Source organism: Acinetobacter sp. L-24, from assembly GCF_056857555.1.
Genome location: NZ_JBSXNI010000035.1, coordinates 46023 through 57716 on the forward strand (window position 1 = coordinate 46023; position 11694 = coordinate 57716).

The 11694-nt window shown below is 42.2% G+C and carries 9 protein-coding genes, 2 tRNA genes and 2 pseudogenes; 11 read left to right on the forward strand and 2 right to left on the reverse strand.

Annotation, left to right across the window (positions count from 1 at the left end; all coding sequences use genetic code 11):
* Nucleotides 1-65 precede the first annotated feature (65 nt).
* Nucleotides 66-1406 (forward strand): argininosuccinate synthase, encoded by a 1341-nt coding sequence (gene argG, locus AC13CK_RS04830; protein ID WP_425877918.1) that lies wholly within the window; start codon nucleotides 66-68, stop codon nucleotides 1404-1406.
* An 83-nt stretch (nucleotides 1407-1489) separates the two neighbouring features.
* Here the strand turns inward: argG and AC13CK_RS04835 are convergent, their stop codons facing one another.
* Nucleotides 1490-2761, reverse strand: coding sequence for a GGDEF domain-containing protein (locus tag AC13CK_RS04835; protein ID WP_425877916.1), 1272 nt, complete (start codon nucleotides 2759-2761; stop codon nucleotides 1490-1492).
* Nucleotides 2762-2913: 152 nt separating this feature from the next.
* Here AC13CK_RS04835 and pyrC point away from each other — a divergent pair, with 152 nt between their 5' ends.
* The 10 genes and pseudogenes from pyrC to AC13CK_RS04885 all read left to right on the forward strand — a co-directional run bounded on the left by pyrC (nucleotide 2914) and on the right by AC13CK_RS04885 (nucleotide 11528).
* A complete protein-coding gene (gene pyrC / locus AC13CK_RS04840) occupies nucleotides 2914-3948 on the forward strand; it encodes a dihydroorotase (RefSeq protein WP_004279558.1) in 1035 nt (344 codons plus the stop codon).
* Complete coding sequence (rnt, locus tag AC13CK_RS04845; RefSeq protein ID WP_004279557.1) at nucleotides 3933-4592, forward strand: ribonuclease T; 660 nt, start codon at nucleotides 3933-3935, stop codon at nucleotides 4590-4592. The genes pyrC and rnt overlap by 16 nt, the downstream gene beginning before the upstream one ends.
* 20 nt (nucleotides 4593-4612) lie before the next feature.
* Nucleotides 4613-4688 (forward strand) — tRNA-Glu (locus tag AC13CK_RS04850).
* Between the two features lie 163 nt (nucleotides 4689-4851).
* Nucleotides 4852-6903, forward strand: coding sequence for a TonB-dependent receptor plug domain-containing protein (locus tag AC13CK_RS04855; protein ID WP_425877913.1), 2052 nt, complete (start codon nucleotides 4852-4854; stop codon nucleotides 6901-6903).
* Between the two features lie 194 nt (nucleotides 6904-7097).
* Nucleotides 7098-7376, forward strand: a complete 279-nt coding sequence (locus AC13CK_RS04860) for a hypothetical protein (RefSeq protein WP_253143949.1) — start codon at nucleotides 7098-7100, stop codon at nucleotides 7374-7376.
* 81 nt (nucleotides 7377-7457) lie between these two features.
* A complete protein-coding gene (locus tag AC13CK_RS04865) occupies nucleotides 7458-7616 on the forward strand; it encodes a hypothetical protein (RefSeq protein WP_004279546.1) in 159 nt (52 codons plus the stop codon).
* A gap of 177 nt (nucleotides 7617-7793) precedes the next feature.
* Nucleotides 7794-7869, forward strand: a tRNA-Glu gene (locus AC13CK_RS04870).
* A 114-nt stretch (nucleotides 7870-7983) separates the two neighbouring features.
* The gene (locus AC13CK_RS04875; RefSeq protein WP_005107442.1) at nucleotides 7984-9396 is read left to right on the forward strand and encodes an amino acid permease; all 1413 of its coding nucleotides are present in this window, start codon (nucleotides 7984-7986) and stop codon (nucleotides 9394-9396) included.
* An 82-nt stretch (nucleotides 9397-9478) separates the two neighbouring features.
* A pseudogene (locus AC13CK_RS04880) lies at nucleotides 9479-10371 on the forward strand (alpha/beta fold hydrolase).
* Between the two features lie 245 nt (nucleotides 10372-10616).
* Nucleotides 10617-11528 carry an alpha/beta hydrolase gene (locus AC13CK_RS04885; protein WP_425877909.1) on the forward strand — a complete coding sequence of 304 codons (912 nt, stop codon included), beginning with the start codon at nucleotides 10617-10619 and terminating at the stop codon, nucleotides 11526-11528.
* Nucleotides 11529-11570: 42 nt separating this feature from the next.
* On the opposite strand, the pseudogene AC13CK_RS04890 reads toward AC13CK_RS04885, so the two are convergent.
* Nucleotides 11571-11694: pseudogene (locus AC13CK_RS04890) on the reverse strand (IS5/IS1182 family transposase); the annotation flags it as partial.

Here is an 11694-nt window from a genome sequence, read left to right on the forward strand (position 1 = left end):
ATGCAATATGTATTTTTTCAGGCCACCAATTCTGGCGTGCCTATTTCATATCATTAGGATGAACAATGTCTGATAATGCAACTATCTTGCAGAATGTCCCAGTAGGTAAAAAAGTTGGTATTGCCTTCTCTGGTGGTCTAGATACTTCTGCTGCTCTTTTGTGGATGAAACAAAAAGGCGCTGAACCTTATGCTTACACAGCTAACTTGGGTCAGCCAGACGAAGACGATTACGATGCGATTCCAAAAAAAGCTGAAGCTTATGGCGCAGTAAAAGCACGTTTAATCGACTGCCGTTTACAGCTTGCATTAGAAGGTATTGCTGCAATTCAATGTGGCGCGTTCCATATTTCTACAGGTGGTATGCCTTATTTCAACACGACGCCATTGGGTCGTGCAGTAACTGGCACCATGCTGGTAACTGCCATGAAAGAAGATGATGTTAACATCTGGGGTGACGGTTCGACTTATAAAGGCAACGACATTGAACGTTTCTACCGTTATGGCTTGTTGACCAATCCTGCGCTTAAAATCTACAAGCCTTGGTTAGACCAAACTTTCATTGACGAGCTGGGCGGCCGTGCAGAAATGTCACAGTTCCTGATCGACAATGGTTTTGACTATAAAATGTCAAAAGAAAAAGCCTATTCAACTGACTCAAACATGCTGGGTGCGACACACGAAGCTAAAGATCTTGAATACCTGAATGCAGGTATCAAAATCGTTGAGCCAATCATGGGCGTTGCGTTCTGGAAAGATGACGTAGAAGTAAAAGCTGAAGAAGTATCGATTACTTTTGAAGAAGGCTTCCCGGTTGCTATCAACAGTCAACGCATTGAAGATCCAGTTGAGTTCATTCTTGAAGCGAACCGCATCGGTGGCCGTCACGGTCTAGGTATGTCGGATCAAATCGAAAACCGGATCATCGAAGCGAAATCTCGCGGTATCTATGAAGCTCCGGGTATGGCGCTGCTTCACATTGCTTATGAGCGTCTGGTAACGGGTATTCATAACGAAGATACGATTGAACAATACCGCATTAACGGTTTACGTTTAGGTCGTTTGCTGTACCAAGGTCGCTGGTTCGATTCTCAAGCGCTTATGCTACGTGAAACTGCACAGCGTTGGGTCGCTAAAGCAGTTACCGGTACTGTAACGATCGAACTGCGTCGTGGTAATGACTACACCATTATGAATACTGAATCTCCGAACCTCACTTATGAAGCTGAGCGTTTGACTATGGAGAAAGGTGATTCTATGTTCTCGCCGATGGATCGTATCGGTCAGTTGACCATGCGTAACCTCGACATCACGGATACTCGTGCTAAACTGGGCATCTATACAGAGACTGGTTTACTCGCAGTTGGTTCAGCATCTGCAGTGCCACAACTGAAAGACAAAAACTAAGTTTTAGTCATTTAAGTTGCATAAAAAACCGCTCCTGATGAGCGGTTTTTTATTGATGATTGTTCTATTCATTTTAAAAATATCTAGCCATTTGCAATATCTGAATTCACTGAACGAATGGACTGATAATAAATCTGATTGCGTCCAAGCTGTTTGGCGCGGTATAGCGCCTGATCCGCGATTCCCAATAAGGCGTCTTTATCAATATCATCTTCACCACGATAGACGGTAATGCCTAAACTGATGGTGATATATTTCGCAACCGAGGATTTTTCATGTGGAATTTCCAGACGGTCAATCGCCTTAAAAATATTTGAAGCCACTGCATAAGCACCATGTGCATCTGTTTCTGGCAAGAGCACTACAAACTCCTCCCCACCATAACGTGCGACAAAGTCCATATGACGGATCGCATTTTTGATGGTTTTGGCAATAGTCGAAATGACGTCATCACCTTTCTGATGCCCATAAAAATCGTTGTAATTTTTAAAGAAATCTACATCGATAAACAGAATTGCCAATGCCGTTTCTTCACGATGTGCACGTTCGAAATGGACTTGCAGCGTCTCATCAAAAGTCCGTCGATTGGAAATCTTGGTCAGCTCATCGTACTGACTCAAATGTAATAATTCGTTGGTATGGATACGCTGGATCTGCTCACTGATTCTGGCGCGAATGCTATAGAGAAATATCACACGTTCACGGGCAAAAATCATATGGCTAATCACATAACCCAGCAAGCAACTTCCAATTAAAATCCGGCCAAAAACCATAGGATTAAATTCAACTGAAAGGCTAAACAATACAAGAATAGTAGTTGCCGCAGCGAGTAATCCGGTGACCAGCATCTGAATCGGTCTAATACCGGTCAGAATATAACCCAGGATATACACGATCGTGACTATGGCCATGGACTGATACTGCAAGGCATCAGTTTTAATCGACATGGTAATGCATGAAATTGACACCTGTATCCAGAACACCAACAGCATCGAAGCCTGCGGAAAAAAGCGCTTGATCTTGGGTAAACAGGAGAATATATAAAAAATGATTAATGACATGCCACCATTGAGCAGGCCCAGCATACACAGGACAAAATCATGTACGAAATATTCTTTGCTGATGCTCCAGTAATCTGTAGGAATCATCACCACCAAAAAAAGGAAATAGGCTAGTACTCCAGCCCACACATATTTTTCGACATGTTTGCGGGCGCGTTCCAGATTTTTGGTCCAGAATTCTTGTTCCAGATTTTGAGGGAAGACCGGGCCTACACGCTGGCTTTGCCGTGTAATCAGTTGTTCTATGTCTTCTTTATCATCTTGCAATTTCGCTAGATTGTACTTGTATTCCATTGCCAAGTATTTATGTAATTTTTTTATTAATTTTAAAATAACATACTTTTTAAAATTAATTTATACATATCCCTTATTTTGTAGCGCTTTCTCGTTACCATTTTTACTATAGATGGATTATCATTTGTTTTATTTGTTCGACTGAATTTGCCTTGAATACGATTACGATTCTCCAGCCAGATGATTGGCACGTTCACCTGCGTGATGGTTTAGCACTTCAACGTACCGTTCCCGATTTAGCCAAGCAGTTTTCTCGCGCCATTTGCATGCCAAATCTGGTGCCACCCGTTAAAACTGTCGAAGAAGCCAATGCCTACCGTGAACGTATCATGGCACATGTGCCTGAAGGGGTAAATTTCGACCCGCGTATGGTGCTGTATTTCACTGACAACACCCCGGCAAGCGAAGTTAAAAAGATCAAAGAATCTGCGCATGTCAATGCCATCAAGCTCTATCCTGCGGGTGCGACCACCAACTCCGATAGTGGTGTGAGCGATATGAGCAAAGTCTACGGCGTAATTGAACAGCTTGAAGAACACCAAGTGCCTTTATTGCTACATGGTGAAGTGACGCATAATCATGTCGATATTTTTGACCGTGAAAAGCGTTTCCTGGATGAAGTGCTGGCTCCCTTACTCAGACAATTTCCCAAGCTGAAACTGGTGCTCGAACACATCACCACCAGCGAAGCAGCAAACTTTGTACTTGAGCAAGACCGTAATGTCGCTGCAACCATTACGCCGCAACATTTATTGTTTAACCGCAATGACATGCTGGTTGGTGGGATCAAGCCGCATTTCTACTGCTTGCCGATTTTAAAACGTCAAACGCATCAGCAAACTTTGCTGGAAGTCGCAACCAGCGGTAATCCTAAATTTTTCCTAGGCACCGACAGCGCACCACATTCAAAAAATGCAAAAGAAAATGCGTGTGGCTGTGCAGGATGTTATAGTGCGCCGACTGCCATTGAGCTGTATGCTCAGGCATTTGATCAGGTGGGTAAAATTGAACGCCTGGAAGGTTTTGCCAGCCATTTTGGTGCAGACTTCTATGGCCTGCCACGTAATACCAATACCATTACCCTGGTTAAAGAAGATCAAGTAATCCCTGAAAGTTTAGACTATCTGGATGGTGAACAGATTATCCCACTGTATGCTGGTAAAACCATTCAATGGAGAAAAGTGTGACAAATGAAACGCTCCCAATCATTGGTCAACGTTTTCGTGGATTCTTACCTGTAGTTGTCGATGTCGAGACTGCAGGTTTTAATGCGCAGACTGATGCATTGCTGGAAATTGCGGCCATTCCGATTGTTTATAATGAGGAGGGTCAATTTGTGCCGGGTCAAGCTTACCATGCACATATCAATCCTTTCGAAGGGGCAAACCTCGACCGACGTTCGCTGGAGTTTATTGGGATCGATCCTTCTAATCCAATGCGAATCGCCATGGCCGAAGATGAGAAAACTGCACTCAAGCGCATTTTTAAATCGGTGAATGAAGTGCGTCGCCAGCAAAATTGTACCCATGCAGTTTTAGTCGGACACAATGCACATTTCGATTTAGGTTTTCTTCAGGCCGCGATTGCCCGTACCGGGACCAAAAACCAAAACCCGTTTCATAGTTTTTCTGTCTTCGATACAGTGACTTTAAGTGCGGTGATGTTTGGTCAGACTGTACTGGCGAAGTCCTGTATCCAAGCTGGAATCGAGTTTGATGGTAAAGAAGCCCATTCTGCATTATATGATACGCAGAAGACCGCTGAACTGTTTTGCTATATTTTAAACAAACTCGCACCTCACCTGCTTGACACTCTGGTGGCGGATCAATAAGATACCGCCATCTTCTAAACGTCCCTATCGTCTAGAGGCCTAGGACATCGCCCTTTCACGGCGGTAACCGGGGTTCGAATCCCCGTAGGGACGCCATCTATTTTTTCTCTTCTTTATATTTCTTTAATCAGCATCTTAAGCTGCTCAAGTCCTACACTTTTATCAATTAATTAATGAAAATAATTCTCATTACTATTGATTACCTACTCTAATTTAATGATAATCACTTCCATTATCTTTCGCAGATTTAACCCTTCTCATGCGTTTTGCTTATTCCCCACTTTCTATTGCGGTTCTAACAGCTTTATCAACATCTAGTTTTGCAGAAGAATCAAATTATCAAGAATCCATCCTCAAGGAAGCTACGGTTAAGTTCAGCACGATTATTATCGAAGCTCAGCAAGCAAATGAAGTGGGAAAAACAGTTTATTCAAAAGAAGATTTAGAAAGTACGCCAAATAGCTCAAAGAACATTACCGATTTTTTAAAAGTGAATCCGAATGTGCAGTTTAGTCAGTCACAACTTGCAGCAGGTTCTCAAGGTGAAATTAAACCTGCCGAAATCTCAATTAATGGTGCACAAACCTTCCAAAACAATTTCATTGTGAATGGTGTTTCCAACAACCTACTTATTAATCCAGCAAATTCAAACATAAATACATTTCAAGATATTGGGACTGGCGCACAAGCTATGGCAGTGAACACTGACCTACTTTGTGAGCTTGAAGTATTAGATAGCAATGTGTCTGCCGCTTATGGTCAATTCACAGGTGGGGTTGTAAATGCTAAAACATGTGCACCGCAAACAGAGATAGGTAAAATTCACGGTTCTATCACTTACGATTACACTGAAATCGATTGGGCTCGCTACAACTCAATTTCACCTTTAGAAGAAAGTAAATTTGAAGAGCCCACAGATGACTACCAAAAGGAATATACCAAACAAGGTCTAAGCACCAATATTTATGGGAAGCTCTCGAATGATTGGAGCTTTAATGCTTATGCTTCTCAACGAGAGTCTATCATCCCAGTCAAAAGTGGTTTTGAAACACCTAAAACAATTGATCAAGAACGACATATCTCAAATCTTGGTGCAACATTATTTTATACACCAAACGCCTCAACCAAAGCGAAGTTTGGTTTCGATTATGGTTTGCTCGATAGCTTAAGTTATGTGGACAGCAATCGTGATTCAGGTAGTACTACTGAAACCGAAACACTTACTCTGTTCTCGGAACTTGAACATCGCTTCAACTTAGGTACTCTCGTACACAAACTTAATTTCCAAAACTCGGCGACACAACGTGTTGCTGACAATAACTACAGTATGCATTGGTACTACGCCAAAGGAAGTAAAGATTGGAATAATACCGATGTAGTTCGAGAGGGCGCCATCATGGGAGAGATTGAACAACGCCAAGACGTCCTTTCCTATGACCTACAAGCGAATATAGACCCTTTTGAACTTGGTCAATCCCAACACAACATGACTATAGGTACGGGTTATAGCCATGCTAATGTTGCGTGGAAACGAGTCGAGGATGTTTTACTCGCGACAAAGATCAACTTAAAAGAACTTGGCAAAGATACTACCTGCCTTCAAAGTGACCCATATTGTGATGAGAAACTAACTATAAATGGTTGGAATGGACAATATATCGCTGGTGGGACTCTGTACAAAGCTGGTGATATCAAAGCTCAGCAAGATCGCCTAAATATATTTATTGAAGATAATATTCAGTGGAATGATCAATTTTCAACACGCCTTGGTGTTCATGCTGATTATGACTCTTTGAGTAGTAATATCAATATTTCCCCTCGCAGTCGTCTCTCTTACAAACCCTTTAGTAATGATCAATTGCATTTATCCGCTGGGTGGAATCGCTACTATGGTCAGCAAACTTTAGGTACAGAGCTGAATGAAATTCAAAATGATTTGCTCTACAAACTGTCACGTGAAAACCCACATGCGACTTGGGTAGAAACACAAACTGCACTATCCAGCGGTGCGCGTAGTTCAGCGCTCAATACCCCTTTCAGTGACGAGACTGTTTTAGGCCTGAATACACAAATCCAGAATTGGGATCTAGGGCTAAAATGGGTCAATCGTAAATATCAGGATGAAATATCAAAAACTAAAGTTACTCCTTTAGATGGATCAAAATTCTTCTACGAATATAACAATGATGGAAGTGGCAAAGCTGACATCTACACCTTAACACTTAAAAATCGTCAACCGATCGCACTGGGGGATAGCCAACATTTATTTGCCTTGGGATTTGATACAGTGAAGTCTTCCGCAGTTATGTAGATTACACTTCAGCCTATGATCAAGCCACTCAAGATGAATGGGTCTCTTATGATGGTCAAATTATCCGTTGGTCAGACCGCCCTGCCCCAAACTTTAACCAACCATGGACCGCACGAGTAAACTGGGATATTACATTCGATACACTGCCTGTACGTATTTCAAACTTCTTTAGCTATAAAAACAGTTACGATGATATGGCTGTAGTCTCCAATAAAAATGACAAAGTCGAGTATAAAGGTGAACTGCTTGACACCTATTTAGCCTCTGAAATTAAACCCAAATTTAAATGGGATATGCGCACCACCTATGATTGGGAAATTTCAAAAGATTTAAGGGCAATTTTTGGTTTAACCATTAACAATGTAACCAACCGCGTGAATACCTATACAACAGGCTCGACCTCAAATGATAGACCACGTGTGATGACTGAAATCGGCCGCCAATTTATTGCGGATGTTACTTTTAAATTCTAGAGCCTGAATAGGTACATGCTGCTGCTCTTTTTAATTTGCTTAGGCTATAATTAATGCGATTTCATATTTTGCCTTTGTATCATGTTAAAAAAGATCTTACTGGTTTTACTGATTTTAGCCCCATCCGCACTATATCTCTATATCGTCAACCGTGATGATAACCACACTGCGGAGACTGAAACAGTGTCAACGCCAACTGAAAACTCTCAGCCTGAGCAATATCAAACTCCAGATCACTAAGTTTTAGTGATCTTTTCAAATATTTATTTTTTATAGTCCTGAAATCTGTTCAGAAAATAACATCTTAATAAAATAAAGTTTTTGTTTTGCCTAATGTTTAAACTGTTAAATGAATTTTAGCAAAAACCCTTTTGACAAACCCCGGCTTAATCCTTAATATACGCATCACCTCGCAACGTCCCTATCGTCTAGAGGCCTAGGACATCGCCCTTTCACGGCGGTAACCGGGGTTCGAATCCCCGTAGGGACGCCATCTATTGATCTCATACGATCAGACCTTATTCGAAATTACCATTATTCGATTGCAGATTTGTAGTTTTTCACTACAATAGCTCGCTTCATTCCTTTGAAGTATTTCTTATTTCCTATGCACTCATCTCCGAATGATGCTACGCATCAGGGCAATTCTGCGCCTTTAAAACGCGCTATGAGTACTCGACATCTGGTCATGATTTCGCTTGGTGGCGCAATCGGAACAGGCCTATTCTTAGGGTCGGGTGAAGTCATTGCACAAACGGGGCCTGTAGGTGCCATTCTCGCTTATCTCCTGGGCGGTATTATCGCGTACATGGTAATGCTATGTTTGGGCGAACTTGCCGTTCATATGCCAGAATCTGGTTCATTTGGTGCTTATGCCAAACGTTATATTGGACCAGGCACAGGCTATACCATCACCTGGTTATACTGGCTGACGTGGTCGGTCACTCTCGGAACTGAATTTACTGCAGCGGCCTTGCTGATGCAGGAATGGTTCCCGGATATTTCCATGTGGTTATGGACCATTATCTTTGGTGTATTCGTATTTAGTCTCAATATGATTTCGACCCGCTGGTTTGCCGAATCCGAATTCTGGCTGGCACTGGTAAAAGTGGTCACGGTTGTTGCTTTTATTCTTTTAGGTCTATTGGCCATCTTTGGTGTTCTGGGCTATCAAGGCTATGAAGCTGCGCCTTTATTTACCAATCTAACTGCACAAGGCTGGTTCCCTGAAGGTCTATTCCCGATTTTTGCTACGATGCTGATTGTGAACTTTGCCTTCTCTGGTACCGAGCTGATTGGTGTGGCTGCCGGTGAAACTGAAGATCCTGCGAAAAATGTTCCTAAAGCAATTAATACTGCGATTTTCCGCTTATTAATTTTCTTTGTAGGTACCATTATCGTGGTAACAGCCTTACTTCCGCATCAGGAAGCAGGCTTGGCCGCTGAAGGCGTGAGTAGCAGTCCATTCGTAACAGTATTCCAGCACATTGGTATCCCATATGCTGAAGACATCATTCGCTTTGTAATTATCACTGCATTGTTGTCTGCCGCCAACTCGGGCTTATTTGCTGCTTCTCGTATGATGTGGTCATTGTCATACAGCAAACAGTTGCCTGCCGTATTCTCAAGACTGAATGCTCGCGGTGTACCGTATATTGCAGTCATGGTGACTATGCTAGGTGCATTGCCAGGTTTATTGTCTGAACAGTTTGCGCCAGAGACGATCTTTACCAACTTGCTGGGCGTTGCAGCGTTTACCATGGTGGTGGTCTGGATGAGTATTTGCTTAAGCCAGTTCAACTTCCGTCGTCAATGGTATAAACAGGGTCATACGGCCAAAGAACTGGGCTTTGCTGCACCATTGTTCCCGATTGTACCAATCCTGGGCTTTGTGTTCTGTTTTATTACCTGTATCAGTATGGTCTTTGATCCATCAATGCGTATCAGCTTCGTAGGCTGTCTGTTATTTATTGCAGCGTGTTATGCAAGTTATTATGCTTTTTATCACAACAAGTCTTAATCATCAGTTTTAAAAGAGCGGCTCCGGCCGCTCTTTTTTTATCTATACTATAACCATAGTGGGCAGCCTTAAGGGTGCGTCGATGAAAATTGTGTTTATTCACGGCATGAACAAGCAACAGTATACGGCTACTTCATTACGTCAACATTGGCTGCATCTCTTCAAAACAGGCCTTCGGAAAAACCCACAACAGCAAGCTCGGTTTACTTATTTAAAACGGCATATCCGTATCCCTTTTTATGGCGATTTACTTTCTCGGCATCATTTTCATAACGTCTTGAATGCCAGCACCCTGATGCCGCAACAGTGGCCGCATTTCCCTTTTTTACATCCCGCACAGCTGCAACTGGCACCGCCATCAGACCAGTGCACCTATCAAATTTGTGACGTCCCGCAGTTAAATCTTGATGATGCCCTAAATTTCAATCAGAAACTGAAGTTCATCACAGCATTAAACAAAGATATTGCCTTGCGGGATTTTGCGGTACTCATCAATTATTTTCCCAGCTTACATGCTAGCTTTTTGCATAAGTTTTGCTGGAAACTTATCTTTATTTGGCCAACCCGCATTTTATGCAGGAAGTTCACCGCCGCATTCACAATCAACTCTATAGCAGCAGACCACAGATTCTGGTGGCTCACTCACTCGGCAGCGTGATTGCCTATAATTATTTGATCCAGCATCCGGAGCTGAATATCAGGCGTTTTATTACTCTCGGATCACCGTTGGCATTTCGGGTCATCCAGGCTCATCTGCCGCACCCGATTGTACGACCTGCTGCACTTTCAAGTGACTGGATAAATTTCTATTGTAACGATGACTTTCTGACTGCCTTTCCATTATCAGAACCACCCTTCCAGTTTCAGCCAGCGATTATTAATCAGGAGATTCATACCTCCATCTATCATCCGCATGATATTGATGGTTATATTCAGCATCCGAACGTCATTAAAGTGCTCCTGGAATTACTATAAAACTCACGCCAAACTCTAAATTCAACTTTTACAGCTCCATTCATATTCTTTTTCTATTCAATAAAATCTTTCATCCAGACCTACCAATTTACTGCTTTTTCTGCCTTTTTTATAAATATACAGATGTCTGCTAATGATTGTTTTATCAAAGATAATTTACACATTAACGCCACAAAAAGTGCAGCTTGGCTTGCCGCAATTTTCTCTATACTGTGAATATATAGATCGACCTCCGTGAGGTATCGATGAAAGTTATTTTTATTCATGGAATGAACCAGCAACATCATAGTGCTGCATCAATTCGCCAGCGCTGGCTACATATACTTCAAAAAGGCATTCGCAAACACCGTCATGATGCCAGATTCAGTTATTTAAGACGTCACATTCACATTCCATTTTATGGGGACTTGCTTTCACACTATAACGTTCGCAACATCCTGAATGCTGGCACCTTGATGCCACAGCAATGGCCCAGCTTTCGTTTCCGCCAACCTGTTCAGCCTCAGCTTCCTGCACCAGTTCCACGTCCTGGCTGGCGCAAGCCCGTAATTTCCGATCTTCCCCAGCTTAACCTGAATGACCCGATGGATTTCAAACAGAAATTCAAATTTATTACCACGCTAAGCAAAAATGTTGCACTGCGAGACTTTGTATTATTGCTTAATTATTTTCCCAGTCTGCATCGTAGCCTGCTTCAGAAATTTTTGATTGAAACCTATCTGTATCTCGACAATCCTAGTTTCATAAAGGAAGTTCATGAACGGATTGCCCGGCAATTGAATGGTCGCAAACCTTGTATTGTGATTGCTCATTCTCTGGGCAGTGTGATTGCCTATAATTATCTTATTCAGCATCCTGGACTGAATGTACAGCGTTTTATTACCCTCGGATCGCCATTAGCCTTCCAGGTGATCCAGTCACATTTACCGCAACCCATTGTCCGACCTGCTGCAATTACAGGCGACTGGATAAATTTCTATTCAACTGATGATTTTCTTACCGCCTTTCCTCTTACACAACCGCCATTTCAGTTTCAACCCGCCATTATTAACCACGGCATTCGTACCCATATTCACCGCCCGCATGACATTACCGGCTATTTACTGCATCCGCAGGTGGTAGAAGCAATTCTGGAATTGCTTAAAAATCCAGCTTAAACCATGTAATTTTCAAGTATTTTCTCTAGGGTCTGTTGACATTTACTGTTCATAATTAACCCTATAAAGGTAGCCATAAAAATATACAGGCTAAAGCAACAGAACTTTGATAATTTCTTTTGAGCTTGTCATATCGAGTAGCTATTCCTCTAAATTGCTTTAATCT

What these genes read in the sequence shown, in the direction of transcription:
- AC13CK_RS04885 (WP_425877909.1), top strand. Translation starts at nt 10,617, where the DNA reads ATGAAAGTTATTTTTATTCATGGAATGAACCAGCAACATCATAGTGCT.
- AC13CK_RS04875 (WP_005107442.1), top strand. Translation starts at nt 7,984, where the DNA reads ATGCACTCATCTCCGAATGATGCTACGCATCAGGGCAATTCTGCGCCT.
- rnt (WP_004279557.1), top strand. Translation starts at nt 3,933, where the DNA reads ATGGAGAAAAGTGTGACAAATGAAACGCTCCCAATCATTGGTCAACGT.
- AC13CK_RS04860 (WP_253143949.1), top strand. Translation starts at nt 7,098, where the DNA reads ATGGCTGTAGTCTCCAATAAAAATGACAAAGTCGAGTATAAAGGTGAA.
- AC13CK_RS04865 (WP_004279546.1), top strand. Translation starts at nt 7,458, where the DNA reads ATGTTAAAAAAGATCTTACTGGTTTTACTGATTTTAGCCCCATCCGCA.
- argG (WP_425877918.1), top strand. Translation starts at nt 66, where the DNA reads ATGTCTGATAATGCAACTATCTTGCAGAATGTCCCAGTAGGTAAAAAA.
- AC13CK_RS04855 (WP_425877913.1), top strand. Translation starts at nt 4,852, where the DNA reads ATGCGTTTTGCTTATTCCCCACTTTCTATTGCGGTTCTAACAGCTTTA.
- AC13CK_RS04835 (WP_425877916.1), bottom strand. Translation starts at nt 2,761, where the DNA reads ATGGAATACAAGTACAATCTAGCGAAATTGCAAGATGATAAAGAAGAC.